23 protein-coding genes are annotated in these 24,573 nt (G+C 66.7%); 15 read left to right on the forward strand and 8 right to left on the reverse strand.

Annotated features, from left to right (window positions below):
* The first annotated feature begins 65 nt into the window (after positions 1-65).
* Positions 66-1,277, forward strand: a complete 1,212-nt coding sequence (locus tag ACW5CM_RS02345; RefSeq protein WP_438254006.1) for a TetR/AcrR family transcriptional regulator — start codon at positions 66-68, stop codon at positions 1,275-1,277.
* Positions 1,278-1,392: 115 nt separating this feature from the next.
* Here the strand turns inward: ACW5CM_RS02345 and ACW5CM_RS02350 are convergent, their stop codons facing one another.
* Positions 1,393-2,883, reverse strand: a complete 1,491-nt coding sequence (locus tag ACW5CM_RS02350; RefSeq protein WP_457124053.1) for an aldehyde dehydrogenase family protein — start codon at positions 2,881-2,883, stop codon at positions 1,393-1,395.
* A 115-nt stretch (positions 2,884-2,998) separates the two neighbouring features.
* On the opposite strand from ACW5CM_RS02350, the gene ACW5CM_RS02355 reads away from it, so the two are divergent.
* Positions 2,999-3,604 (forward strand): TetR/AcrR family transcriptional regulator, encoded by a 606-nt coding sequence (locus ACW5CM_RS02355; RefSeq protein ID WP_438254008.1) that lies wholly within the window; start codon positions 2,999-3,001, stop codon positions 3,602-3,604.
* A gap of 49 nt (positions 3,605-3,653) precedes the next feature.
* Here ACW5CM_RS02355 and ACW5CM_RS02360 read toward each other — a convergent pair whose 3' ends face one another.
* From ACW5CM_RS02360 to ACW5CM_RS02375, 4 genes are read right to left on the reverse strand one after another with little or no spacing between them, the layout of a single operon-like run.
* On the reverse strand, positions 3,654-4,646 hold the full coding sequence (locus ACW5CM_RS02360; protein WP_457124054.1) for an NAD(P)H-dependent flavin oxidoreductase: 993 nt from the start codon (positions 4,644-4,646) through the stop codon (positions 3,654-3,656).
* Positions 4,643-6,874, reverse strand: coding sequence for a 3-hydroxyacyl-CoA dehydrogenase NAD-binding domain-containing protein (locus ACW5CM_RS02365; protein WP_457124055.1), 2,232 nt, complete (start codon positions 6,872-6,874; stop codon positions 4,643-4,645). The genes ACW5CM_RS02360 and ACW5CM_RS02365 overlap by 4 nt, the downstream gene beginning before the upstream one ends.
* A 22-nt stretch (positions 6,875-6,896) precedes the next feature.
* Positions 6,897-8,105 carry an acetyl-CoA C-acetyltransferase gene (locus tag ACW5CM_RS02370; RefSeq protein WP_438254013.1) on the reverse strand — a complete coding sequence of 403 codons (1,209 nt, stop codon included), beginning with the start codon at positions 8,103-8,105 and terminating at the stop codon, positions 6,897-6,899.
* A 30-nt stretch (positions 8,106-8,135) separates the two neighbouring features.
* Complete coding sequence (locus ACW5CM_RS02375) at positions 8,136-9,287, reverse strand: acyl-CoA dehydrogenase family protein (protein ID WP_438254014.1); 1,152 nt, start codon at positions 9,285-9,287, stop codon at positions 8,136-8,138.
* Between the two features lie 156 nt (positions 9,288-9,443).
* Here ACW5CM_RS02375 and ACW5CM_RS02380 point away from each other — a divergent pair, with 156 nt between their 5' ends.
* From ACW5CM_RS02380 to ACW5CM_RS02415, 8 genes are all read left to right on the forward strand, one after another.
* A complete protein-coding gene (locus ACW5CM_RS02380; RefSeq protein ID WP_438254016.1) occupies positions 9,444-10,211 on the forward strand; it encodes an SDR family oxidoreductase in 768 nt (255 codons plus the stop codon).
* The gene (locus ACW5CM_RS02385; protein ID WP_438254017.1) at positions 10,208-11,407 is read left to right on the forward strand and encodes an acyl-CoA dehydrogenase family protein; all 1,200 of its coding nucleotides are present in this window, start codon (positions 10,208-10,210) and stop codon (positions 11,405-11,407) included. The genes ACW5CM_RS02380 and ACW5CM_RS02385 overlap by 4 nt, the downstream gene beginning before the upstream one ends.
* A complete protein-coding gene (locus ACW5CM_RS02390) occupies positions 11,404-12,498 on the forward strand; it encodes a phosphotransferase family protein (protein ID WP_457124056.1) in 1,095 nt (364 codons plus the stop codon). Before ACW5CM_RS02385 ends, ACW5CM_RS02390 begins: the two co-directional genes overlap by 4 nt.
* Positions 12,499-12,855: 357 nt before the next feature.
* Positions 12,856-13,302, forward strand: coding sequence for a hypothetical protein (locus tag ACW5CM_RS02395; RefSeq protein WP_438254019.1), 447 nt, complete (start codon positions 12,856-12,858; stop codon positions 13,300-13,302).
* Positions 13,303-13,396: 94 nt separating this feature from the next.
* A complete protein-coding gene (locus ACW5CM_RS02400; RefSeq protein ID WP_457124057.1) occupies positions 13,397-14,899 on the forward strand; it encodes a CoA-acylating methylmalonate-semialdehyde dehydrogenase in 1,503 nt (500 codons plus the stop codon).
* 14 nt (positions 14,900-14,913) lie between these two features.
* A complete protein-coding gene (locus tag ACW5CM_RS02405; protein WP_457124058.1) occupies positions 14,914-16,101 on the forward strand; it encodes an acyl-CoA dehydrogenase family protein in 1,188 nt (395 codons plus the stop codon).
* Positions 16,098-16,985 (forward strand): 3-hydroxyisobutyrate dehydrogenase, encoded by an 888-nt coding sequence (gene mmsB, locus ACW5CM_RS02410; RefSeq protein WP_457124059.1) that lies wholly within the window; start codon positions 16,098-16,100, stop codon positions 16,983-16,985. Before ACW5CM_RS02405 ends, mmsB begins: the two co-directional genes overlap by 4 nt.
* Positions 16,986-17,145: 160 nt before the next feature.
* Positions 17,146-17,922 carry an enoyl-CoA hydratase-related protein gene (locus ACW5CM_RS02415; RefSeq protein WP_457124060.1) on the forward strand — a complete coding sequence of 259 codons (777 nt, stop codon included), beginning with the start codon at positions 17,146-17,148 and terminating at the stop codon, positions 17,920-17,922.
* A gap of 28 nt (positions 17,923-17,950) precedes the next feature.
* Here the strand turns inward: ACW5CM_RS02415 and ACW5CM_RS02420 are convergent, their stop codons facing one another.
* Positions 17,951-18,400: an SRPBCC family protein gene (locus ACW5CM_RS02420; protein WP_457124061.1), complete on the reverse strand. Its 450-nt coding sequence runs from the start codon at positions 18,398-18,400 to the stop codon at positions 17,951-17,953.
* The gene (locus ACW5CM_RS02425) at positions 18,400-18,936 is read right to left on the reverse strand and encodes a MarR family winged helix-turn-helix transcriptional regulator (protein ID WP_439255077.1); all 537 of its coding nucleotides are present in this window, start codon (positions 18,934-18,936) and stop codon (positions 18,400-18,402) included. The genes ACW5CM_RS02420 and ACW5CM_RS02425 overlap by 1 nt, the downstream gene beginning before the upstream one ends.
* A 154-nt stretch (positions 18,937-19,090) precedes the next feature.
* On the opposite strand from ACW5CM_RS02425, the gene ACW5CM_RS02430 reads away from it, so the two are divergent.
* The 4 genes from ACW5CM_RS02430 to ACW5CM_RS02445 are packed head-to-tail and all read left to right on the forward strand — an operon-like array spanning position 19,091 to position 23,371.
* The gene (locus ACW5CM_RS02430; protein ID WP_457124062.1) at positions 19,091-19,867 is read left to right on the forward strand and encodes an electron transfer flavoprotein subunit beta/FixA family protein; all 777 of its coding nucleotides are present in this window, start codon (positions 19,091-19,093) and stop codon (positions 19,865-19,867) included.
* Positions 19,868-19,869: 2 nt separating this feature from the next.
* Positions 19,870-20,841, forward strand: coding sequence for an electron transfer flavoprotein subunit alpha/FixB family protein (locus ACW5CM_RS02435; protein ID WP_457124063.1), 972 nt, complete (start codon positions 19,870-19,872; stop codon positions 20,839-20,841).
* Positions 20,842-20,843: 2 nt separating this feature from the next.
* A complete protein-coding gene (locus ACW5CM_RS02440; RefSeq protein ID WP_457124064.1) occupies positions 20,844-22,511 on the forward strand; it encodes a cytochrome b/b6 domain-containing protein in 1,668 nt (555 codons plus the stop codon).
* Positions 22,511-23,371, forward strand: coding sequence for an alpha/beta fold hydrolase (locus ACW5CM_RS02445; RefSeq protein ID WP_438254092.1), 861 nt, complete (start codon positions 22,511-22,513; stop codon positions 23,369-23,371). The genes ACW5CM_RS02440 and ACW5CM_RS02445 overlap by 1 nt, the downstream gene beginning before the upstream one ends.
* Before the next feature lie 6 nt (positions 23,372-23,377).
* Here ACW5CM_RS02445 and ACW5CM_RS02450 read toward each other — a convergent pair whose 3' ends face one another.
* Positions 23,378-23,887, reverse strand: a complete 510-nt coding sequence (locus ACW5CM_RS02450; RefSeq protein ID WP_438254093.1) for a GNAT family N-acetyltransferase — start codon at positions 23,885-23,887, stop codon at positions 23,378-23,380.
* Between the two features lie 108 nt (positions 23,888-23,995).
* On the opposite strand from ACW5CM_RS02450, the gene ACW5CM_RS02455 reads away from it, so the two are divergent.
* The gene (locus ACW5CM_RS02455) at positions 23,996-24,556 is read left to right on the forward strand and encodes an acyl-CoA thioesterase (RefSeq protein WP_457124065.1); all 561 of its coding nucleotides are present in this window, start codon (positions 23,996-23,998) and stop codon (positions 24,554-24,556) included.
* Positions 24,557-24,573: the final 17 nt, after the last annotated feature.

Here is a 24,573-nt window from a genome sequence, read left to right on the forward strand (position 1 = left end):
GCGTCGCTAGAAGTTAATGAGTAATCACATCAGGAGGTCGGCGGCGCCCCGGTAGGCTGTGGGACATGCCCTCATCCGCCGGCCTCCCCGCGAATCGCACGCGTCCGCGCGATCGCAAGCGCCACATTCAGGAGGCGGCGGCGTCCGCGTTCGCGCGCAACGGCTATCACGCGGTCGGGATGCAGGACATCGCGGATGCCGTCGGAATCTCGGCCCCGGCGCTGTACCGGCACTTCCCGAACAAGTACGCCCTGTTCATGCGCACCGCCTTCGCGCTCGTGCAGCAGCTGATCGAGGCGACGGACGATGCCGCCGCGCAGCCGGTGGAGACCGCGACCGACGCGCGCGCTGCACTGGATGAGCTGCTCGACGACATCATCGCTACGACTGTCGAGCTGCGCGCGATCGGCGGCATCTATCGCTGGGAGGGGCGCTACCTCGAACGAGGGGACCGGGAACAGCTCACCGGCCGGTTCCGCCTGCTGCGTGAGCGCTTCGAGGCGCCGCACCGTATCTACCGTCCCGACGTCGACGACGCCGAGCGCCGGCTGATCGTGCTCGCAGCTCTCAGCGTGGTGGCCAGCATCACCGCGCACCGCACGGTCGTCGCGGCGCGGAGCCTGCGGGCTCTGCTCAGGGAAGCGGCCTGGCGGATGCTCGACATCGACCCGGCGATCACCTCATCCATTCCCGCCGGGGGCGACTTCGTCGAGGAGTCGGATGCCCCCACTGGGCGCCGCGAGCAGCTCGTGGACACTGCGATCCGGCTGTTCGCCGCACGCGGCTATAACGAGGTCACGATCGAGGATCTGGCCGCCGAGGTCTCCCTCACCCCCTCCGGCGTCTACCGGCACTTCGATGGCAAGCCCGCCGTCCTCCTGGCTGCCTGCGACCGTGCGGCCGTGGCGCTCGAGCGCGCGGTGCTGCGCGTGCGCGAGTCATCGGTGACACCGGATGAGGCGCTGCGCCGGCTGTGCCGGGCATATGTCGACCACTCGTTCCGCAACCTCGCGCTGATGCGCATCTACTTCTCCGAGCTCGGCAACCTCGCACCCGAGGATCAGCGCCGCCTACGCGCCATGCAGCGCGCGCACGTCGCGGATTGGACCGCGCTGCTGCAGGCCGTCCGCCCGGAGCTCGGCGGCCGCGAGGCCGCGGTGCTCGTGCATGCGGGCTTCAGTGTCATCACGGATGAGATGCCGCTGCTGTCCGCGCGCGATGAGGCCGCCGCCGCACGGCTCGCCGGGTTCATGGAGACCGTGCTCGGGATCGGCTGAGCCCCCGTACGTTCACAACTCCTGAGATTCCGTTGCGCCTGCGCGATGGAGCCGCACCATCTCGCACCGCGACGTGCCGAGAACGACCATTCCTCAGGAGTTGTGAACGCGAAGCTCAGCGGCTGCGTCCGTGCAGCATGGGGATCATCTTCGCCACGAGGTGCATGTCGCGGTCGCTGCGCTCCATCGTCAGCAGGTTGAGAGCCGCTTTGCCGGTCTGGCGGGCGACCGACTTCGGCACGCTGAACTCGCGGAGGCCATCGGCGCCGTGGATGCGACCGAAGCCCGAACCCTTCACGCCGCCGAAGGGGAGCGCGGGGATCGAGGCGAAGCCGAGGACGGAGTTGATCGTGACGACGCCGGACTTCAGTCGCGCGGCAACGGCCTCGCCGGTCTTCGCACTCTTCGTGAAGATCGCGGCTCCGAGGCCGAAATCCGTCGCGTTCGCGAGGGTGATGGCCTCGTCGAGGTCGGCGACGGCGTTGATCACAATCGTCGGCCCGAAGGTCTCGCAGCGCACGGCATCCGACTCCTCCGGTACGTCGACGAGGACGATGGGGGCGACGCGGCGGCCGCCGACAGACTCCGGACCTCCGAGCACCGCGCGGCCGCCCTTGGCGACGGCATCCGCCACGTGATCGGCGATGATCTCGGACTGTGAGGCGAGGGTGAGTGGGCCGTAAGACGGGTCCTCTCCGTCCAGGCGCAGGCGCTTGGCGCGCTCGACGACCTTCTCGACCAGCGCGTCACGGACCGAACGCACCGCGTAGACGCGCTCGACGCCGACGCAGGTCTGGCCGGCGTTGCCCAGGCCGCCGAAGACGATGAAGTCCGCGGCGGAGTCGAGGTCGGCATCTGCCGCGACGATCAGGGCATCCTTGCCGCCGCACTCCGCGACCAGTGGGGTGAGTGTCTCGGCGCATGCGGCCATGACGCGCTTCGCGCTCGCCGTGGATCCTGTGAAGGCGACCTTGTCGACGCCGGCGCGCACGAGTGCGGCGCCCGTGGTGCGATCGCCGGTGGTCACCTGCAGCACGGGGCGGTCGGCGACCTCGTTCCAGCGGGCTTCGATCCAGCGAGCGGTGCCCGGGGTGAGCTCGCTGGGTTTGAACACGATGGCGTTCCCGGCGGCGAGTGCGTACGAGATCGATCCCATCGGCGTGTAGAGCGGGTAGTTCCACGGGCCGATGACGCCGACGACGCCGTGCGGTTCGTAACGCAGCGTGGCCTTCTGGTTGTAGTTGATGATTCCGGCCTTGACTCGACGTGGCTTGAGTACGCGGTGGGCGTTCTTGGCGGCCCAGTCGAGGTGGCTGAGCGTGAGCATTACCTCGAGTAGGGCGTCGCCGGACGGTTTGCCGGTCTCGCGAGAGATGATCGCGGCGAGATCCTGGGCGCCGCGGGCGATCGCGCCCTTCCAGGCGAGCAATGTGCGCTTGCGACCGTCGAAGCCCTGGTGCGACCACGAGGCGGCGGCCTCGCGGGCGACGCGGACGCGCTCGACGACGCGGGTGTCGTCTTCGAGGGCGTACTCGGCGATCACACGCTCATCGCGCGGATCGCGGGTGACGAGTCCGGTGGACGTTTCTTCACGGGTGGTGGTCATGTTGGGCACCTCTTGCTCTTCATTGAGAAAAAGTTAATCAAGATTCACGTTAGCGGCGTTGTGTTCGCAGGGCAAGAGGCGGCGACACTTTTCGAATGACGGTTAGAATGATCGAATGACGATGGAGCAGACATCGAAGTCGGCGCGTACCCGCCAGCGGATTCTGGATGCCGCAGCTCAGGTGCTCAGCCGCAAAGGCTATGCCGGCACGCGGCTCACCGACGTCGCCGAGGCGGCCGGCGTCCAGGCGCCTGCGATCTACTACTATTTCTCCTCACGCGACGAGCTCGTCGAGGAGGTCATGTGGGCGGGGGCTCACCGTGTGCGCGTGCACGTCGAGGAGACGCTCGAGGCGCTCCCTGATGACGCTACTGCGTGCGACCGCATCCTTGCTGGCGTCGACGCCCACCTGCGCTACGAGCTGCAGATCTCCGACTACACGACCGCTTCCGTGCGCAACGCCGGACAGGTTCCGGAGCATCTGCGCGTGCGCCCGGCTGCGGAGGAGGGGGCGTACAGCCGCTACTGGCGCGAGCTCTTCCTCGCCGCGCAGGATGCTGGTGAGCTGCGCGACGGACTCGACATCAATGTCTTCCGGCTGCTGCTGCTCGGTTCCATGAACTGGGCGGTGGAGTGGTGGAACCCCCGGACGCGATCGCTGGACGACCTCGTCCGGAGTGCGCAGGATATGGTCCGCTTCGGGACCTTCGCCCAGCCGTGAGAATACCCGTCCGCATGGCGCCGAGCACCATACGGACGGGGTGGAAGTGTCAACGGAACATCGCCAGACGTTCGGTGAGGACCCGGTGCGCCTGTGCGACGGTGCGACGCACCACATCTCCCGCGCTCGGAATGTCCCGGATGATGCCCTGGACCTGACCGACAGTCCAAATTCCGGCATCCAGGTCTCCATCCTCGAAGACCTTGCGTCCGCGGGTGCCGGCGACGAGTGGCTGCACGTCGGGGAACTGCCCGCCATCGGCGAGGATCTGCACGACCTCGTCGGAGATGGCGTTCTTCGCGACCCGCGCGGTGTTGCGCAGGCTCCGGAAGATGAGGTTCGTGTCGAGCTCTGACGCCTCGACGATCCGCTCCTTCACGGCCTGCGCGATCGGGGACTCGATCGTGCTCATGAAGCGCGAGCCCATGTTCACACCGTGTGCGCCGAGGCTGAGAGCGGCGGCGAGACCGCGCCCGTCCGCGAAACCGCCGGAGGCGATGAACGGGATCTCCAGCGCATCGGCCGCAGCCGGGATCAGTACGAGTCCGGGGACGTCGTCCTCTCCCGGATGGCCGGCGCACTCGAAGCCGTCGATCGAGACCGCGGCCACGCCGACCGCCTGTGCCTTGAGAGCGTGGCGCACCGAGGTGCACTTGTGGATGACCTTGACGCCTGCGGCGTTGAAGATGTCCATGTGTGGTTCGGGGCTGGAGCCCGCGGTCTCCACGATCGTGATGCCCGCATCGATGATCGCTCGCCGGTACTCGTCGTAGGGTGGAGGGTTGATCGAGGGCAGGATCGTCAGATTCACCCCGAACGGCTTGTCAGTCAGCGTGCGTGCCCGCTCAATCTCCTTCACGAGATCGGCCGGCGTCGGCTGCGTGAGCGCGGTGATCATCCCGAGACCGCCGGCCTCCGAGACGGCCGCGGCGAGCTCGGCACGGCCGACCCACATCATGCCGCCCTGGACGACCGGATGCTCGATGCCGAGCGCCTCGGTGAACGGGGTGCGCAGGCTGGGCACGGTCCGCGTCTCGCTCATCGGTACTCCTCCCCGGACTCCGCGCGGGCGATGAGTGACGCGGGCGGTGCGAAGCGCTCGCCATAGGCGGCTGCCAGTTCGCGGGCGCGGGCGACGAAGCCCGCCAGCCCGCCTTCGTACTGGTTCACGTACTGCAGTACACCACCGGTCCAAGCGGGGAAGCCGATGCCGTAGATCGAGCCGATGTTGGCGTCGGCGACCGAGGTGAGCACGTTGTTGTCAAGGCAGTCGATGGTGTCAAGAGCCTCGGCGAACAGCATCCGCTCCTGCAGATCCACAAGCGGCAGCACCGTGCGTCCCGAGTCGTACTTTTCGCGCAGACCGGGCCAGATGCCGCCCCGCTTGCCCTCGGAGGAGTAGTCGTAGAATCCGCCTCCGGCCCTGCGGCCCGGGCGCTTCTGTTCGTCGACAATCCAGTCCATGATCGCCTCGGAGGGATGCTCGACCCATACACCGCCTTCGGCCTCGACGGCCGCGCGGGTCTCCTGCCGGATCTTCTGCGACAGCGAGATCGTCAGCTCGTCCAACAGCTGCAGGGCGCCCGCCGGGTATCCGGCCTGGAGAGCCGCCTGCTCGACGGAAGCCGGCTCCACGCCCTCGCCGACCGCGGCGACCGCTTCGGCGATGAACTTGCCGATGACCCGCGAGGTGAAGAATCCGCGGGAGTCGTTGACGACGATCGGCGTCTTGCGGATCTGCTGCACGTAGTCGAACGTCTTCGCGAGCACCTCGTCGCCGGTGTTCTCGCCGCGCACGATCTCCACGAGCGGCATCTTGTCGACGGGGGAGAAGAAGTGGATGCCGATGAAGTCTTCGCGCCGCTTCACACCCTCGCTGAGCTCGGTGATCGGCAGCGTCGACGTGTTGGATCCGAGCACAGCATCCGGCTTCACCACATCCTCGATCTCCTGGAAGACGCCCTGCTTCACCGGCACCGACTCGAACACCGCCTCGATGACGAAGTCGACGCCGTCGAAGTCGGCGGCATCGTCGGTCGGGTGGATCCGCGCCAGCAGTGCCTCGGACTTCTCCGGCGTGGTCTTGCCACGCGCGAGCGCCTTCTCCTCGAGCTGGCGCGAGTAGTCCTTGCCCGTCTCAGCGGCCTCGGTGGAAACATCCTTGAGTACGACCTCGATCCCGGCCTTCGCCGAGACGTAGGCGATGCCGGCGCCCATCATGCCCGCGCCGACGACGCCCACCTTCGTGGCGGTGAACTTCGGGAACGGCTCGCCGTTCGCCTCTCCGTTCCCTGAGCCTGTCGAAGGGCGGCTGCCGCCGGAGTTGATCTCCTGCAGGTCGAAGAAGAACGCCTTGATCATGTTCTTCGCGACCTGACCGTGGGTGAGGCTCACCAGGTACCGCGTCTCGACGCGGGATGCCGTGTCGAAGTCGACGTAGGCGCCCTCGACGGCCGCAGCCATCGCCGCGCGAGGTGCGGGCATCGGAGCGCCCTTGAGCTGCTTGCGCAGCAGGGCCGGCATCCCCGGGAGGAGCGCGGCGACGCCTGGGGAGGTCGGGGCGCCGCCCGGGAGGCGGAAGCCCTTCTCGTCCCAGGGCTTGACCGGTGCGGGGTTCGCGGCGATCCAGGCGCGGGCGCGGGTGTCCAGCTCCGCGAGCGGAGCGACCTCGTCGATGATCCCCACGGCGAGAGCGTCATCGGCGCGGAAGCGGGTTGCGGGGAGGATGACCTCCTGCAGGGCCTTCTGAAGTCCCAGCATCCGCACGGTGCGGGTCACACCGCCGCCGCCGGGAAGCAGGCCCAGCGAGACCTCGGGGAGGCCGAACTGGGCGCCGCGGGCGTCGGAAGCCGCGATGCGGTGGTGCGCGGCGAGGGCGACCTCGAGGCCGCCGCCGAGCGCGGTCCCGTTGAGGGCGGCGACGACCGGCTTGCCCAGTTGCTCGATCCGGCGCAGCAGCGCCTTCACGTGATCGATGTGCGCGGTCTCCTCCGTTGCCTTCGCGGGATCCGCCGCGCGCAGCAGGTTCAGGTCTCCGCCGGCGAACCAACTCTTCTTAGCCGAGGCGAGGATGACGCCGGCGATGTTCTCGCGTTCGGCCTCCAGTCGGCCAACGGTCGCCTCGAGGGATGCGACGAAATGCGGGTTCATGGTGTTGACCGCGGCGTTCGGGTCATCCATCGTGACGGTGACGATGCCGTCGGTATCCAGACCCCAGGCGTAGCCGGTGTACACGTCAGTGGTTGCTGCGACGTTCTCTGCAATGCTCATGATTCTTCTCAGACCTTTCGTCTCAGACCCGCTCGATGATGGTGGCGATTCCCATGCCGGCGCCGACGCAGAGCGTGGCGAGGCCGCGCTTGAGGTCCCGTCGCTCGAGCTCGTCGAGCAGGGTGCCAAGGATCATCGCGCCGGTCGCGCCCAGCGGGTGGCCGAGCGCGATGGCGCCGCCGTTGACGTTGACCTTGTCGTCCGGGATGCCGAGATCCTTCTGCCATTTCATGACGACGGCCGCGAATGCCTCGTTCAGCTCGAACAGGTCGATGTCGTCCACCGTCATTCCGGCGCGGTCCAGGGCCTTCTGTGTCGCCGGAGTGGGGCCGGTGAGCATGATGGTCGGCTCGGAGCCGATGACGGCCGTGGCGACGATGCGGGCGCGGGGCTTCAGCCCTGCGGCTTTTCCGGCCTCACCCGATCCGATGAGCATGAGAGCCGCGCCATCCACGATCCCCGACGAGTTGCCGGGGCCGTGCACGTGCTCGATGCGCTCGACGGCGTGGTACTTCTGCAGGGCCACGGCGTCGAAGCCGGCCTGTGCACCGGCAGTGGCGAAGCTCGCGGGCAGCTTTCCGAGCGATTCGACGGTCGACTCCGGACGGCGGTGCTCGTCGGTGTCGAGCAGCACGACGCCGTTGAAGTCCTTCACCGGCACGATCGACTTGTCGAAGCGCCCCTCCTGCCACGCGGTCTCGGCGCGCTGCTGCGAGCGGGCGGCGAAGGCATCGACGTCCTCGCGGCTGAAGCCCTCGATCGTGGCGATGAGGTCGGCGCCGATGCCCTGCGGCACGAAGTAGTTGTCGTAGGCGGTGGTCGGATCCTGCGCGTAGGCGCCGCCGTCCGATCCGATCGGCACCCGCGACATCGACTCGACGCCGCCGGCGAGCACGAGGTCCTCGTATCCTGAGGCGACCTTCTGGGCTGCGAGGTTCACGGCCTCCAGGCCTGAGGCGCAGAACCGGTTGATCTGCACGCCGGCGACGGTCTCGGGCAGCTCCGCCACGAGTGCGGCGGTGCGGGCGATGTCGCCGCCCTGCTCGCCGACCGGAGAGACGACGCCGAGCACGATGTCGTCGACCCTGCTCGTGTCGAACTCCGGGTTGCGGTCGCGGATCGCGTCGATCAGCGTGACGACGAGGTCGACAGGCTTGGTGCCGTGCAGGGCGCCACCGCGGTTCTTGCCACGGGGCGTGCGCACGGCGTCGTAGATGTACGCGTCTGTCATGTTCCTTCTCCTGCTCCTATGCGGGGATGACTAAAGGCCGAGGTCCCGACCGACGATCTCCTTCATGATCTCTGTCGTTCCTCCGTAGATGGTGGTGATTCGCGCATCGAGGTAGTCCTGGGCGATGCGGTACTCCTGCATGTAGCCGTATCCGCCGTGCAGCTGCAGGCAGCGGTTCACGATGTCGACGTACTGCTCGGTGGTCCAGAACTTCGCCGCCGAGGCATCCGCCGCCGACAGTGCACCCTCATTGTGCTGCTTGATCGCCTGGTCGACGTACGAGCGGCTGGCCTGCGTCGCGGTGACCATCTCGGCCAGTTCGAATCGGGTGTTCTGGAACGAGCCGATCGGCTTTCCGAAGGCGGTGCGGTCGCGCACGTATTCGAGGGTGCGGGCGAGCACGCCCTCGCTGGATGCCACAGCTCCCGCAGCGATCGACAGGCGCTCCTGAGGCAGGTTCTTCATGAGGCCGAGAAAGCCCGCGCCCTCTTCGCCGAGCAGATTGGATGCCGGTACCCGCACGTCCTCGAAGATGAGCTCGCTGGTGTCCTGTGCGTGCAGGCCGACCTTGTCGAGGTTCTTGCCGCGTGAGAACCCGGCCATGCCGCGCTCGATGACGATCAGGCTGAGGCCCTTGTGCGGGTCGGGCGAGGTGCGCACGGCCGTGGCGATCAGATCGGCGTTCTGGCCGTTGGAGATGAAGATCTTCGAGCCATTGACGATGTAGTCGTCGCCATCGCGCACGGCGGTGGTGCGGATGCCGGCGAGGTCGCTGCCGGTGCCGGGTTCAGTCATCGCGATCGCGGTGATGAGCTCGCCCGCGGCGATGCCGGGCAGCCAGCGCTGCTTCTGCTCGTCATTCGTGAGGTCGGTGAAGTAGGGGATGGTGATGTCGTTCGACAGGGCGATGCCGGCCATGCCGCTTGAGACCGGGTTGCTCGCCAGCTCCTCGGCCATGATCGCGTTGAATCGGAAGTCGTCGGTGCCGCCGCCGCCGTACACCTCATCGATCGAGAACCCGAGAATGCCGGCTTCGGCTGCCGCGGTGAACAGTTCGCGGTCGACGACGCCCTCGGCATCCCAGCGCTCGGCATTGGGCTTGGCGTTGCGCTCGACGAACTCGCGCACGATGTTGCGGAACTCTTCGTGGTCGTCGTCGTATAGGTCTCGTGTCAGCGCCATCGCCGTCTCTCCTTCTCCGCGTCGTCGCGGTCACAGTTTTTATTATGCATTCAAAATTTTAGGAGTCAAGCCCGAGTAATCCAATCAGGAACAGCTTGCACAAGGAGGGAAGTTTAATGAAGATTAGAGAAATCGAGTTGATCAAGGGAGATCTTCATGACGCACGTCGATGGACCGCTGACCGGGCGCACGGCGCTGATCACCGGCGCCAGTAGGGGGATCGGGCTGGCTATTGCGCAGCGCCTGATCGCGGACGGCGCCTCGGTGTGCCTGACTGCCCGCCGCGAGGAGCAGTTGGCCGAAGCCGTCGACGGTCTCGGAGACCGCGCGATCGGCGTCGCCGGGGCTGCCGACGATCCGGTGCACCGCGCCGAGGTGTTCGAACGGATCGCGACTGAGTTCGGCCGCCTCGACATCCTCATCAACAACGCCGGTATCAATCCGGTCTACGGTACGCTCGCCGGCCTCGACCTCGATGCCGCGCGCAAGGTGCTCGAGGTCAACGTCATCGGCACTCTCGCCTGGACGCAGGAGGCGGTGGGTGCCGGCCTCGGCGCGCAGCCGAACGCCGGCGTTGTCGTCAACGTCTCCTCCGTCACCGGTGAGGTGCCCTCTCCCGGCATCGGCTGGTACGGCGTGACCAAGGCGGCCGTCAGTCACCTCACCCGCACGCTGTCGGTCGAGCTCGCACCGCGCATCCGGGTGAACGCGGTGGCACCTGCGGTCGTGAAGACGCGGTTCGCCCGCGCGCTGTACGAGGGACGCGAGGGCGAGATCGCCGCCGACTATCCGATGGGCAGACTCGGCACGCCGGAAGACGTGGCGGATGCCGTCGCCTATCTCTGCGTCGACGGCTCGGGGTGGGTCACCGGGCAGGTTCTCAACCTCGACGGCGGACTGCTGAACGCCGGAGGCACGGCATGAACGACCTGGTTGCGCGCACGCGCGCCTTCGTCCGGGGTGTCGTCATCCCCGCCGAACCCGGCTGGGGCGAGACACTGTCGGGTGCCGCGCTGCAGGGCCTGCGCGCCCAGGCGAAGGCCGCCGGGGTGTACGCGCCGCACGCGCCGCGCGAGTATGGCGGTCTCGGGTTGTCGCTGCCCGAATGGTCGCCGGTGTTCCAGGAGGCTGGATACTCGCTGATCGGACCAGCTGTTCTCAACTGCATGGCGCCCGATGAGGGCAACATGCGACTGCTCGAAGTCGTCGCCACCGACGACCAGAAAGAGCGGTACCTGCGCCCGCTGGTGGACGGCAGTGTCCGTTCGTCGTTCGCGATGACGGAGCCGCACCCCGGCGCCGGGTCCGACCCGGATGCCCTGGCCACCGTCGCCGAGCGCGTCGACGGCGGCTGGAGGATCAGCGGTAAGAAACGGTTCATCTCCGGGGCCGAGGGCGCGAGCTTCGCGATCGTGATGGCGCGCACGGCCGCGGACGGCGAGCATCCGGCCGGGGCGACGATGCTGCTGACGCCGCTCTCGGCTGACGGCGTGCGCATCGGTCCCGGCATCCGCACGATCGAGGCGGCGATCGCCGGCGGGCATCCGCATGTCGTCTTCCGTGATGTGTTCGTGCCCGACGCCGACGTGCTCGGCACACCCGGCGCGGGCTTCCGATACGCGCAGGTGAGGCTCGGGCCCGCACGTCTCACGCACTGCATGCGCTGGCTGGGGCTGGCGCGGCGGGCGTTCGACATCAGCCTCGACCGCGCCAACGGTCGCTCACTCTTCGGAGCGCAGCTCGCTGACCTCGGCGTTGCGCAGGCGATGATCGCGGACAGCACGATTGACATCGAGACGTCCGCCGCGATCATCGACCGTGCCGCGCGGGTGCTCGACGACGATCCGCGTGCCGGTGCCGCGCTGTCATCGATCGCGAAGGTGCACTGCTCGGAGGCGGTGTTCCGGGTGATCGATCGTGCAGTCCAGCTGTGCGGCGGCGACGGAGTGAGCTCCGGCCTGCCGCTGATCCAGTACCTCAACGAGGTGCGGCCGTTCCGGATCTACGACGGGTCGAGCGAGACGCATCGCTGGGCGATTGCACGACGGGCCGCGAAGGCTCGGCAGCGGGCTGTGGATGCCGGGGAGCCCCGCCGTGACATCGTCGGAGGTGCACCATGAACGCCACCGACCTCGAGGTGGTACGCACGTGGGATGAAGCGGCCCTGCTGGATCGGCCCCCGCTGCTCGTGCTCGAACCGCTCGGCGAGCGTCTCGCCTCGGTCGGGCTGGGGCTGGCCGGACTCGGTGGGGGCGAGATCCGCTGGGCCCGGATCGGCGAGGGGCACTCGAACGTGACCTTCTTGCTCGAGCTTGCCGGCCGCAGGCTCGTGCTGCGCCGGGGTCCGCGGCCCCCGCTCCCGCCGTCAACGCACGACATGCTGCGCGAGGCGCGGGTCCAGAGGTTACTCGCCGCAGACGGGGTGCCCGTGCCGACGATCGTCGACGTGTGCGATGACGAGAGCGTGCTGGGTGTGCCGTTCTACGTCATGGAGCATCTCGACGGAGAGGTCATCACCGATCTGATGCCGACGCACCTCGACACTGATGAGGGTCGTACGGCGCTTCCCTTCGCGGCCGTCGACGCGCTCGCCGGGCTCCACGCGCTCGATGTCAGCGCGGGCGATCTGGCCGGGCTTGGCCGCCCGGACGGGTATCTTGGCCGGCAGGTGGAGCGCTTCGCATCTCTGTGGCCGAAGGTGTCGCGGCGGACACTTCCCGAGGTGGACCGCGTCGCCGAGTGGCTGCGGGACAACCTGCCGGTCTCGGCGCGGGCATCCGTCGTGCATGGCGACTACCGCATCGGGAACCTGATGTTCCGGGGGTCGGGGCCGGCGGAGGTGCAGGCGATCCTGGACTGGGAGATGGCGACGCTCGGCGACCCGCTCGCCGACCTCGGCTATCTCGTTGCGACGTATGCCAGCCCGGATGCCGCGCCCACACCGCTCGAGCTGACGACCGTGACCCGCGGGGAGGGGTATCCGCGACGAGCGGAGCTGGTCGGGCGGTACGTCGCCCGCACCCGCGCGGACGTCTCGGCGCTGTCTTGGTACGAGGTGCTCGCGCTGTGGAAGGCCGCCGTGTTCTGCGAGGCCATCTACACGCGCTGGCTGGACGGCGAGCGTCCCGGTGACACCTTCGGACCGACGCTGGAGGTCGGGGTGCCGACGCTGTTGGCTGCTGCTGCGGCAGCGGCGGCAGCAGCCCGGTAGCCGGGGCTGAACCCGCCGTTCGAATCGCTCAAAGTGCTCCATTCGGCGTCGAACGGAGCACTTTGAGCGATTCGAAAGAGGGAGACCCCCGCCGACCCGATTCGGCGGGGGTCCTTTCGCGGTCTGATGACCGCGGCGGGAGCTGTGCTCACCATTGTGCGGGACGTTTACGACTACCCGATCCGGTCTGAACCTTCCGCACATCTGCAGTTGTAATCAGCGCACATGTCCGGATGGTGAACAACACTCAACGAAAGGGCGTCGACTTGTTATGCACAGTCGTCGGATCGTGGCGATCTGTGCACAGGCCGCGGAATTCCGCGCTCGTCCTCCGCGCGGAACAGTCATCATCGGGGCATGACAAATACAACCCCGCACCTCAAAGACCGAGTCCTCGACAGTGATGACGACCTGCGCGATGTTCTGGAGCTCCTGCTGCAGCGCGCGAATCAACGGCAGATGTGGTTGATGTTCATGGATGATCGCGGATGCCTCGGCGATCCGTTCATGCCGATGAGTGACTACCCCGTAGACCCGAACGCCGTCGTCGAACTCGACGACCTCGGCGCTGTCACCAACGCCTATCTGCTCATGAATCGCGCCGGGCTGATGCTGGAGGCGACCGGAAACGCCAGCGTGATCCTCGCCTGGGAGCGCCGCGGTCCCAGTGCGGTGGTCGACGTTGATCGCTCCTGGGCGCGAGCGATGGCAGAAGCAGCGGCCGAGATGGAGATCCCCCTGCGCGCCCAGTTCGTCGTGCACTCGCGTGGTGTGCGCCAACTGCACCCCGATGACTACCTGTGACGCCGGCGGCATATACAAGGGCCCCCTAGTAAATCCCAGGAGATCCGCGTAATGTGGACATCGTGCCAATGAAGGCACGAAGGGACATCACACAATGATTCGTACCATTCCACATTTTGTTGGCGGATCGCTCCTCACCCCGGATGCTGGCCGCTTCAACGACGTCTACGACCCAAGCTCGGGCGAGGTGCAGGCACAGGTGCCGCTGGCCTCGGCCGACGAGGTGCGCGAGGTGATCGCGAACGCCGAAGCTGCGCAGCCGGCGTGGGCGGCGACCAATCCGCAGAAGCGCGCGCGGGTGCTGTTGCGCTTCCTCGAACTCGTCCACCGCGATATGGATGAGCTGGCGCGGCTGTTATCCAGCGAACACGGCAAGACCCTCGACGATGCGAAGGGAGACATCCAGCGCGGCCTTGAAGTGATCGAGTTCTCCGCCGGTGCGCCGCATCTGCTCAAGGGGGAGTACTCCACGGCCGCCGGTACCGGGATCGACGTATATTCCATGCGTCAGCCACTCGGAGTGGTCGCCGGCATCACGCCGTTCAACTTCCCGGCAATGATCCCGCTGTGGAAGGCAGGGCCCGCGCTCGCGGCGGGGAACGCCTTCATCCTCAAACCCAGTGAGCGTGATCCCTCGGTTCCGGTGCGTCTTGCCGAGTTGTTCGTCGAGGCTGGTCTTCCCGCTGGCATCTTCAACGTCGTGCACGGCGATAAAGAGGCCGTTGACACACTGTTGACGGATCCGCGCGTGCAGGCCATCGGCTTCGTCGGCTCGACCCCGATCGCCGAGTACATCTACACGACGGCAACGGCGCACGGCAAGCGCGCGCAGTGCTTCGGCGGTGCCAAGAACCACATGATCGTCATGCCGGATGCTGATCTCGACCAGGTCGCGGATGCCCTGATCGGAGCCGGCTACGGCTCGGCAGGGGAGCGCTGCATGGCGATCTCGGTCGCTGTGCCGGTCGGCGAGGAGACCGCGGATGCACTTGCCGCGAAGCTCGCTGAACGGGTACGTGAACTGCGCGTGGGCCCGTCGCTTGCGGAAGATGTCGACTACGGGCCCCTGATCGCGCGTTCTGCGGTGGAGCGTATCGAGGGGTACATCCAGCAGGGAATCGATGAGGGCGCAACGCTGCTCGCAGACGGACGCGGCCTCACCGTCCCCGGGCATGAACAAGGTTTCTACCTCGGTCCGACCCTGTTCGACCACGTCGCAACCGACATGGCGATCTACCGTGAAGAGGTCTTCGGACCGGTTCTCGTGATCGCGCGCGCTACGGACTACGAAGAGGCGCTGGCGATGGCATCCGATCACGAATTCGGAAACGGCGTGGCGATCTTCACCCGCGACGGCGACGCCGCTCGCGACTTCACCGCGCGCGTGAACGTCGGGATGGTCGGAGTCAACGTGCCGATTCCGGTGCCGATCGCCTACTTCACCTTCGGCGGATGGAAGAGGTCCGGTTTCGGTGACCTGAATCAGCACGGCACCGATGCGTTCCGCTTTTACACGAAGACCAAGACGGTGACGAGCCGCTGGCCCTCCGCGGGGATCCGCGAGGGCGCCAGCTTCGTTATCCCGACCATGCACTGACCCAGGATGCCGACATGACGACAACCACATCACCCACCACAGTCGAAGAGCGCGAAGCGATCCTGAGCGCCGTCCATGAGTACGCCGATACCGAACTCGCGCCGTTTGCGACCGAACGCGACGAGAAGCACATCTTCCCGCGCGAGGCGCTGCACAGCGGCGGAGAGCTCGGACTCGGCGGCATCTATGTGCGCGAGGAATCTGGCGGCACCGGCCTCGGGCGGGTCGATACCGTGGCGATCTTCGAAGAACTCGCCCAGGGTGACCCGACGCTCGCGGCATACATTTCGATCCACAACATGGTCGCCTGGATGATCGACACCTACGGCGACGACGCTCAGCGCGCGCGATGGCTTCCGGACCTGGTGGAGATGGCCGAATTCGGCAGCTACTGCCTCACGGAGCCGGGCGCGGGATCCGACGCCGCCGCGATCACCACGAGCGCTCGGCGCGACGGCGATGAGTACGAGATCACCGGGGTGAAGCAGTTCATCTCCGGCGCCGGCGAAGCAGGTGTGTACGTGGTCATGGCGCGCACCGGGGAAGCGTCCTCCGGAGCCCGCGGCATCAGCGCTTTTCTCGTCCCCGCCGATTCCCCGGGGCTGAGTTTCGGCGCGCTCGAGAAGAAGATGGGGTGGCACGCGCAGCCCACCAGGCAGGTCATCCTCGATGGTGTGCGGGTGCCGGCATCCGCGATGCTCGGCGACGAGGGCCAGGGGTTCGCCATCGCGATGTCAGCGCTCAACGGCGGCCGACTGAACATCGCAGCCTGTTCGCTGGGCGGGGCGCAGTGGGCGCTCGATCGCGCGGTGCAGTACGTGCAGGAGCGTGTCGCATTCGGTGATCCGTTGGCCGAGAAGCAGTCGATCCTCTTCACGGTCGCCGACATGCGCACAGAGTTGCAGGCAGCGCGGCTGATGGTTCGTGACGGCGCTCAGGCGGTCGATGACCACGCGCCGGATGCCACGATGCGCTGTGCGATGGCGAAGCGATTCGCAACCGATGCCGCATTCGACATCGCAAATCGTGCCCTTCAGCTGCACGGCGGGTACGGGTACCTTCAGGACTACGGGATCGAGAGAGTCGTGCGCGACCTGCGAGTGCACCAGATTCTGGAGGGAACCAACGAAATCATGCGGCTCATTGTCGGGCGCGAGATGCTCCGACCGGCGGGATCCGCGTCGATGAGGAGCGGATCATGAGTCGCATCGCGTTCTTGGGCCTCGGGCACATGGGGCTGCCGATGGCCGTCAATCTGGTGGGGGCCGGTCACGACGTGCACGGCTTCGACCTCGTTCCTGCGGCAATCGAGGCAGCGCAGGCGGCGGGAATCCCAATCGCGCGCAGTGCGGTGGATGCCGTGGCCGACGTGGATGTCGTGATCACGATGTTCCCCGCAGGTAAGCACGTGATCGACGCGTATCAGGGCGGGCTGCTGGCTGCAGCAAAACCGGGCACGCTGTTCATCGAATCGTCGACGATCGCCGTGGACGAGGCGCAGACCGCTCACGCGTTGGCGGTGGATGCCGGGCATCGCAGCGTGGATGCCCCGGTATCCGGCGGCGTCGTCGGAGCGGAGAACGGCACCCTCGCGTTCATGGTCGGAGGCTCGTCAGAGGACTTCGATGCGGCTCTGCCACTGCTCGAGGCGATGGGCAAGCGCATTGTGCACTGCGGCGGACCAGGGCTCGGGCAGGCGGCGAAGGTGTGCAACAACATGATCCTCGCGGTGTCGCAGATCGCGGTGGCTGAGGCATTCGTCCTCGGTGAGCGGCTCGGCCTCGAGCACCAGGCGCTGTTCGATGTGGCGGCCAACGCCTCAGGGCAGTGCTGGGCGCTGACGACGAACTGTCCGGTGCCGGGGCCGGTGCCGACGAGCCCCGCGAACCGCGACTACCAGCCCGGATTCGCTGGTGCGCTGATGGCGAAGGACCTCGGATTGGCGTTGCAGGCGATCGAGGGAACGGGAACGGATGCCCGGATGGGCATGCTCGCCCAACAGATCTACGCGGCGTTCGCGGCCGGCGATGGCGCGGGGCGTGACTTCTCCGGCATCATCACCGACATCCGCGACGGGAACGTGTGACTTCGCCGCGCCCGGCTACACATGTCAGCCGAAAGGCACACCTGTCAGTCGATTCCGCCGATTCTGGCTGGCATCCGTGGAAACCCACTGACAGGTGTCGCCGACGGATGCACGGACTGCAGAGGAGACATACTGAAGTGACCCCGATGGAGAGGACACTATGACCGAGTACGAGACGATCCTGGTCACCCAGCGCGGCCGTGTGGGATGGATCACCCTGAACCGTCCGCAGGCGCTGAACGCCCTGAACTCTCAGGTGGCGAAGGAGATGACCGCGGCCGCCCAGGCCTTCGATGCGGATGACGGTGTGGGCGCTATCGTCGTGACCGGTTCGGAGAAGGCATTCGCCGCGGGTGCCGACATCAAAGAGATGCAGGCGATGTCGGGTGCCGAGATGCGCGAGACGGACCACTTCGGAAGCTGGAATGACTTCGCCGCAGTCCGCACGCCGGTGATCGCCGCCGTGAGTGGCTTCGCGCTGGGCGGCGGGTGCGAACTGGCCATGATGTGCGACATCATCCTCGCCGCCGATACTGCGAAGTTCGGCCAGCCGGAGATCAATCTCGGCGTGATCCCCGGGATGGGCGGGACGCAGCGTCTCATCCGTGCGGTTGGCTATTACAAGGCAGCCGAGCTGATCCTCTCCGGACGGATGATGGGAGCTGAGGAAGCGGAACGCTCCGGGCTCGTATCGCGGGTGGTTGTGGCATCCGATCTGCTCGACGAAGCAGAGAAGCTGTCCACGACGATCGCGTCGAAGGGCCTGCCGTCGCTTTATGCGGCGAAGGCGACGCTGGATGCCGCTATGGAGACCACTCTCACTGACGGTCTCGCCGTCGAGAAGCAGGCGTTCGCCGAACTCTTCGACACGGCAGACCAGAAAGAGGGCATGGCAGCGTTCCTGGAGAAGAGGACCCCACAGTTCCGAAACCGTTAGATTTCCCGCCGCGCGGGTGTGCCGGGCGTCAGCCTTCCAGCGCCGTGGCCAGCGCATCATTGCGCTCATCGATCAAACGGCGCATGTACTCACGCAAGAACAGGCGGTCGACAAGCGCGCCGATTGGGCCGAACGGGGAGCGGAACGTGACGGTGTCCCGCATCAGCGTGCCGTCCGGATGCTCCTGAAAAACATGCTCGTGATGAAAGTCTCTGAACGGCCCCTTCGTCTGCCGATCGCAGAAGCGGTGTGGCTCATCGATATCGAACACGACAGTGCTGAGGTGAAACGGCACTCCGAAATGGCGTGCGCGCCAGGTCACCGTCGAGCCCTCGGTGAACACACCGCCCGCAGGACCCGCGACCATCGTCTCGCCATACCGTGCCATCGATTCGACATGCAGGGCCGGGTCGAGGGAGGCCGCGAACACATCGGCGGGCGCCGCGCGGATGACGCGCTCGAGCACGAACTGCGCCATCAGAGCGGATCGGGCTGCGGACGCGGGTCGGTGAAGTCGCCCGCATCGCGGCGCAGCCGAGCGACGATGGCGACGAGGTCGGCGGCATCTGCAGGGGTCATCCCGGGAGCCGCGAAGACCTCTTCATTCAGGGCAGCCGTTGCTCGTTCGGCCAGATCCCGGCCGGCTGCGGTGAGAGAGAGCATCGCCGCTCGCCCGTCATGCGGATGGGGTTCACGCGTGATCAAGCCGTCGCGCACGAGCCGTTCCGCCGTGCTGGTGACGCTGGTCGCGTGCACCTGCAGCCGGGCGACGACGCTCGAGAGCGGAAGGATGCCGGAACGGCTGAAAGCCAGCAGTCGCAGTACCTCGTATCGCGCGAACGAGAGTCCGAACGGCCTCAGAGATGTATCCACTCGCGCCAGCAGCAGCTGCTGTGCTCGCATAACAGAGATGACGGCAGTCATGCCGTCTGCGGCATCCGTCCACCCGTGCTCCAGCCACTGGCGCTTCGCCTCAGCGAGCGGGTCGATCGGGAGCGGACGGGATCGGGACACAGCTCTACGCTACTGGTTGCCGCGCGGGCATCCGGAATCGTGCAGTGTGTATACATTCAGCGCGCTCAGGTGGGATCATTATGGAGAGAACAGCTCAGTTTGGCTACATTGACCCTTATGCAGCTAGACTCGGCCGTGTCGTGAGGAGCATTCGATGAAGATCTTCGTCCTGGTCAAAGAGGTGCCGGACACCTATGGCGATCGCAAGCTGAATCTCGAGACAGGACTGGCCGATCGTGCGGCTGGTGACGTGGTCTTGGATGAGATCGCCGAGCGTGCGCTCGAGGTCGCCCTCTCCTATGCCGGAACGGCGGACGGCACTGAGGTAGTCGCTCTCGCGATGGCTCCGGAGTCGTCCACAGCATCCATCCGTCGCGCGCTCGCGATCGGTGCAGCATCCGCTGTGCACATCGTCGATGAGCAGCTCGCCGGCGCCGACCTGGGGCTGACCGCTGAAGTGCTGGCCGCGGCTATCCGCCGTGCAGAGCCCGACCTGGTCATCACCGGAAACCTGTCCACGGACGGTTCCGGCGGGATGATCCCGGCGATGCTCGCCGAGCACCTCGGCTACGCACAGGCGACCGCGCTCAGCGCGGTTGAGATCACCGCCGATGGCGTGAACGGCTCCCGTGCCGCCGACGATGGGACGCAGCCGGTGTCGGTGTCATTCCCGGCCGTGATCTCGATCACCGAGGCTTTGCCGGATGCGCGGTTCCCGAACTTCAAGGGCATCATGGCGGCGAAGAAGAAGCCGCTCGAGACGCTGTCGCTGGATGATCTCGGCGTCTCTGCGGACCCGGCCGCGGCGCCCCGCACGATCATGACGACTGTGTCCGAGAAGCCCCCGCGTGCGGCGGGCGTGAAGATCACCGATGAGGGCGACGCCGGCGCGAAGCTGGTCGAGTACCTCGTGCAGAACAGGCTGGTGTGACGATGAGCTACCCCGACAACTCGATCCTCGTGCTGGTGGATGTGACTCCCGCCGGAGACGCTGCGACCTCAACTGCTGCGCTGATCGGCGCCGCATCCCTGATCGGCTCGCCGGTCGCTGTGGTTGCCGGAGGCTCGCAGGCTGCGGTGGATGCCGCGGCCGCTGCTGGTGCATCCATCGTGTTGACCGCCGACGCTGACGCCGGATCGCTCACCGTGCCGGTGGTTGATGCGCTGCAGGCGGCATTCCAGCGCGTTCAACCCGACGCCGTGCTGGTATCGAACTCGATCGCCGGTCGTGATGTCGCGGGTCGTTTCGCGGTCCGCGAGAAGCTCGCCCTGTCGATCGACGCGATCGGCGTGACCCGCGATGACGAGGGCATTGTCGCCAACCATTCGGTTTATGGCGGTGCCTATCTGGTTGATTCGGCGCCGACGTATGGTGCGCCGGTCATCACCGTCCGTCAGGGCGCGGTGGATGCTCGCGCCGAGGCTGTCGCTTCGCCGACGGTTGAGGCTCTCGAGGTCACGGCGTCCGGTGTTGCTGCGGCAACTGCCGGTGCGGTCGAGGTCGTCGAGGTGGCGTCGTCTCGCCCGGATCTGCGGGGCGCGGCGAAGGTTGTCTCTGGCGGCCGCGGGCTCGGCTCGAAGGAGAAGTTCGTGCTCGTCGAGCAGCTGGCCGACGCGCTCGGCGCTGCGGTGGGCGCTTCGCGCGCGGCGGTCGATGCCGGGTACATCCCGTACGCGCATCAGGTCGGTCAGACCGGTGTTTCGGTGGCGCCGCAGCTGTATATCGCACTCGGAATTTCTGGTGCGATCCAGCACCGTGCCGGTATGCAGACCGCGAAGAACATCGTCGCGATCAACAAGGACGGTGAGGCGCCGATCTTCGACGTCGCCGACTTCGGCATCGTCGGTGACGTGTTCACCATCGTGCCGCAGGTGATCGAGGCACTCGAAGCACGGAAGAAGTAATCATGGCGACGCGGATGCTGCGGCGCGGGCTGCCGCGTGTGATCGGTGGCGAGCCCTGGCCTCCGGCCAGCGACGTCGAAGTCGCGGATGCTGTGGCTGAGGCCGTCGCGCCCGCCAGTGTGCAGGAAGTATCGGCCGCTGAGCCGCAGGTCTCGGTCGCTGAGCCTGTCGAAGCGTCCGATACTTCTGGGCCGAACCCTTCGACGGGCCCAGGGAACAGTTCGAGCGGCTCAGCCGTCGTGCAGAATCTTCGTCGCGGACTGCCGCGCACGCCCGGTGGCGAGCCGTGGCCTCGCGCAGATGCTGCTCCGGCGGCAAATCCTGCTTCGGATGTCGCCGCTCCTGTAGTTGCCGCCGCCCCGGTCGCAGCCGCTGCTGCTCCCACCGCTACCAACGCCCCCGTGGCTGCCGCAGCTCCTGCCGCTGCCACATCTGCCGCCGGCGGAACCGCGCTGCGCCGCGGGCTTCCTCGCACGCCGGGCGGCGAGTCGTGGCCACCCGCTGGTACGAGTGTGGCTGCGCGGGTATCGGACCCTTCGACAGGCTCAGGGACCGAAGCAGGCCCAGGGACCGAAGCAGGCTCAGCGGTCGAGGCTACCGAATCAACTGCGGCCGTAGCATCCGGCGAACCGGCTGCCGCAGGCGCGCTGGTATCGCTCGATGTGAGCGATCCGCTGCCGTTCCCGCAGACGGTCTTCCCCGGCAAGTATGCGTTCACGCATCTGGCGCCGGAACCGGAGCCTGAGCGCATCGGCCCGTTCACGAAGGCACAGTGGGCCGGCACCGTAATCATCGGTGGCCTCGGCCTGCTCGGAGCCGCGGCGATGGCCGTGGTGTTCGTCCGCTGGTTCCTCACCCTGACGTTCATGCAGGACTTCCTCACGACCTACCCCGGCGAATACCACCTGCCCGAGGGGGCGCCGGTCGGGTTCCCCGGGTGGCTCGGGTGGCAGCACTTCTTCAACGTGTTCCTGATGGTGCTGATCATCCGCTCGGGCCTCAGCGTGCGTCATGACGAGCGCCCGACCGCGTTCTGGACCGCGCGCGGAAACGCGAAGACCAAGATCAGTCTGACGCTCTGGTTCCATCAGGCGCTCGACATCCTGTGGCTCGTGAATGGCATTGTCTTCGTGATCCTGCTGTTCGTGACCGGACAGTGGATGCGCGTGATCCCCACCAGCTGGGAAGTCTTCCCGAACGCCCTGTCGGCTGCGCTGCAGTACGTGTCGTTGGACTGGCCGACCGAGAACGGTTGGGTGAACTACAACTCGCTGCAGCAGCTCGCCTACGGCACGACGATCTTCATCGCCGCTCCTCTCGCCGCTATTACCGGTGTGCGGATGAGTGGACTGTGGCCGAAGAACGCGACGAAGCTGAACAAGGCCTATCCGGTTGAGTGGGCGCGTGCGCTGCACTTCCCGGTGATGCTCTACTTCGTCGTGTTCATCTTCATCCACGTCGCCCTCGTGCTCACCACGGGTGCGCTGCGTAACCTGAACCATATGTATGCCGCGCAGGGCTCCGTCGATGGCGCCGCCTACGCAGATAACTGGACCGGGTTCTGGATGCTGGTGGCATCGCTCGTCGTGATCGCCGCAGCCTGGGTCGCCGCGCGTCCGATGGTGCTGGCGCCCATTGCGAAGCTGTTCGGTAACGTCAGCGCCCGCTGATGTCTGCACCTGACGCTCGGTCGCAACCGGTGCGGGTGCACAGTCACGGCATCACCTTGGCCGGCGACTACTGGCCCGCGGCGACCGACATGCAGGGCAGTGTGCTGTTACTGCACGGTGGAGGACAACGCCGACACTCGTGGCGCCGCACGGGGGAGTGGCTCGCGGAGGAGGGCTGGTCCTCGTACGCGTTCGATGCACGCGGGCACGGTGACAGCGACCGTTCACCGACGGGGGACTACTCCGCCTCGGCGCTGGTCGACGACGTTCTCGAGATCATTGAGCAGATCGGCGAGGCGCCGATCCTCGTCGGCGCCTCAATGGGCGGGATGACCTCTCTCATCGCTGAGGGGGAGCGCGGTCCGATCAGTCGCGCGCTCGTTCTGGTCGACATCGTGGCGAAGGTTGAAGCGGCGGGCGCGAGTCGTATCCAAGCGTTCATGTCGAGTGCTCCGAACGGATTCGGCTCACTCCAAGAGGCATCCGATGCCATCGCCGCATACAACCCGCACCGGCCGCGTCCGAAGTCGCTCGATGGACTGCGTAAGAACCTGGTTCTGCGCGCAGACGGGCGTTGGCATTGGCATTGGGACCCGAAGGTGATGTCCCGTGGCACTGAACCGGAGCGGGAGATCCGCTACGAGCGTGCGACTGCGGCGGCCCGGAATATCACGGTTCCCACGCTGCTTGTGCGTGGTGCGCAGTCCGACATCGTCAGCGATGAGGGCCTGCTCCACATGCAGGAACTCATCCCGCACGCCCGGGCTGTCGAGGTGCAGGCCGCGGGTCACATGATTGCGGGCGACGACAACGACGTGTTCACAACGGAGCTGCTGCGCTTCATCCAATCAACGCGCTGACACGCCTCAGGACCGCACGAACCGCACTTCGGTCAGCGTCTCGCCGAGGAACGGCTCGGTGTGAGTTGCGCCATCGAGCGCGAAACCGTTGCGGGTGTAGAAGCGGTGCGCGCGAGGGTTGTCCTCGGCGACCCAGAGGTACAGCGGCTCGTCCTTCTCGACGGCCGCGTCGAACAGCTTCTGGCCGAGGCCGGTGCCATGGAATGCGGAGATCAGGTAGATGAAGTACAGCTCGCGGAACGCGGGGGCATCCCGATCGCGGGAGGGGCCGGAACCGACGAAACCGACGATCTCGCCATCGACCAGGGCGGCGCTCATGTGGAAGTCGTCGCCCTGGGCAGCCCAGTGCGTCCACAGGTCGGCCAGCCGTCGGGGGGAAACCTTCTCGAGGGCGGCAGTGCTGATCAGGTGGTCATAGGTCTCGTGCCAGCACTTGGCGTGCACGCGTCCCAGTGCTTCCGCATCCACATCACGGACCGGACGGACAATGATTTCAGGCTGGGCTTCGGCGCTCATGCCGCGACTCTACGCGCGACCTGCGCGAACGGGAAATCGAGCAGCCCCACTGTGGAAATACCACAATCGAATTCCCAGAACATAGGTCAGTGGCTACGATCTACCCTCGTGAACGTGATCTGGCGAACCCTGCTTGTGATGTGGCGAGCGCGTCGTCGCCTCGGCCGTGAGGGACGGCTCTCGCCCACCGCTGTGGCGCGGGTGCGCGTGACAACGCTGCCCACCGACCTCGACCTGCTCCGGCACATGAACAACGGCCGTTATCTGTCACTGTTCGACCTCGGCCGGTGGGATCTGCTCGTGCGCACGGGCATGAGCGACGCGATGAAGAAGCATGGTTGGTATGCGGTCGTCTCATCGGAGACGGTGACTTTCCGCAAGTCTCTCCGGCTCTGGCAGCGCTTCGACGTCGAATCGCGCCTGATCGGTCACGATGACAAGGCGATCTACCTCGAGCACCGCGCGGTCGTTGACGGCGAGATCTACGCGCGCGCCATCGTGCGGGCACGGATGCTGAAACGCTCCGGCGGCACCCTCTCGCACCAGGAACTGTTCGACGCCATCGGACGCCCCGAAGGGATGCCGGAAGTCGCGGACTGGATGCACGAGTGGGCCGACGCGTCGGCACTGCCGTCGACGCGCATCGCTGCCCCCAGTATCTGGTCGTGACGTCCGGCAGTAGCCGT

The organism is Microbacterium wangyouchuni, assembly GCF_054072595.1.

Excerpts from the sequence above, each read along its gene's own strand:
- ACW5CM_RS02345 (WP_438254006.1), top strand. The coding sequence starts at position 66 with ATGCCCTCATCCGCCGGCCTCCCCGCGAATCGCACGCGTCCGCGCGAT.
- ACW5CM_RS02350 (WP_457124053.1), bottom strand. The coding sequence starts at position 2,883 with ATGACCACCACCCGTGAAGAAACGTCCACCGGACTCGTCACCCGCGAT.
- ACW5CM_RS02355 (WP_438254008.1), top strand. The coding sequence starts at position 2,999 with ATGACGATGGAGCAGACATCGAAGTCGGCGCGTACCCGCCAGCGGATT.
- ACW5CM_RS02360 (WP_457124054.1), bottom strand. The coding sequence starts at position 4,646 with ATGAGCGAGACGCGGACCGTGCCCAGCCTGCGCACCCCGTTCACCGAG.
- ACW5CM_RS02365 (WP_457124055.1), bottom strand. The coding sequence starts at position 6,874 with ATGAGCATTGCAGAGAACGTCGCAGCAACCACTGACGTGTACACCGGC.
- ACW5CM_RS02370 (WP_438254013.1), bottom strand. The coding sequence starts at position 8,105 with ATGACAGACGCGTACATCTACGACGCCGTGCGCACGCCCCGTGGCAAG.
- ACW5CM_RS02375 (WP_438254014.1), bottom strand. The coding sequence starts at position 9,287 with ATGGCGCTGACACGAGACCTATACGACGACGACCACGAAGAGTTCCGC.
- ACW5CM_RS02380 (WP_438254016.1), top strand. The coding sequence starts at position 9,444 with ATGACGCACGTCGATGGACCGCTGACCGGGCGCACGGCGCTGATCACC.
- ACW5CM_RS02385 (WP_438254017.1), top strand. The coding sequence starts at position 10,208 with ATGAACGACCTGGTTGCGCGCACGCGCGCCTTCGTCCGGGGTGTCGTC.
- ACW5CM_RS02390 (WP_457124056.1), top strand. The coding sequence starts at position 11,404 with ATGAACGCCACCGACCTCGAGGTGGTACGCACGTGGGATGAAGCGGCC.
- ACW5CM_RS02395 (WP_438254019.1), top strand. The coding sequence starts at position 12,856 with ATGACAAATACAACCCCGCACCTCAAAGACCGAGTCCTCGACAGTGAT.
- ACW5CM_RS02400 (WP_457124057.1), top strand. The coding sequence starts at position 13,397 with ATGATTCGTACCATTCCACATTTTGTTGGCGGATCGCTCCTCACCCCG.
- ACW5CM_RS02405 (WP_457124058.1), top strand. The coding sequence starts at position 14,914 with ATGACGACAACCACATCACCCACCACAGTCGAAGAGCGCGAAGCGATC.
- mmsB (WP_457124059.1), top strand. The coding sequence starts at position 16,098 with ATGAGTCGCATCGCGTTCTTGGGCCTCGGGCACATGGGGCTGCCGATG.
- ACW5CM_RS02415 (WP_457124060.1), top strand. The coding sequence starts at position 17,146 with ATGACCGAGTACGAGACGATCCTGGTCACCCAGCGCGGCCGTGTGGGA.
- ACW5CM_RS02420 (WP_457124061.1), bottom strand. The coding sequence starts at position 18,400 with ATGGCGCAGTTCGTGCTCGAGCGCGTCATCCGCGCGGCGCCCGCCGAT.
- ACW5CM_RS02430 (WP_457124062.1), top strand. The coding sequence starts at position 19,091 with ATGAAGATCTTCGTCCTGGTCAAAGAGGTGCCGGACACCTATGGCGAT.
- ACW5CM_RS02435 (WP_457124063.1), top strand. The coding sequence starts at position 19,870 with ATGAGCTACCCCGACAACTCGATCCTCGTGCTGGTGGATGTGACTCCC.
- ACW5CM_RS02440 (WP_457124064.1), top strand. The coding sequence starts at position 20,844 with ATGGCGACGCGGATGCTGCGGCGCGGGCTGCCGCGTGTGATCGGTGGC.
- ACW5CM_RS02445 (WP_438254092.1), top strand. The coding sequence starts at position 22,511 with ATGTCTGCACCTGACGCTCGGTCGCAACCGGTGCGGGTGCACAGTCAC.
- ACW5CM_RS02450 (WP_438254093.1), bottom strand. The coding sequence starts at position 23,887 with ATGAGCGCCGAAGCCCAGCCTGAAATCATTGTCCGTCCGGTCCGTGAT.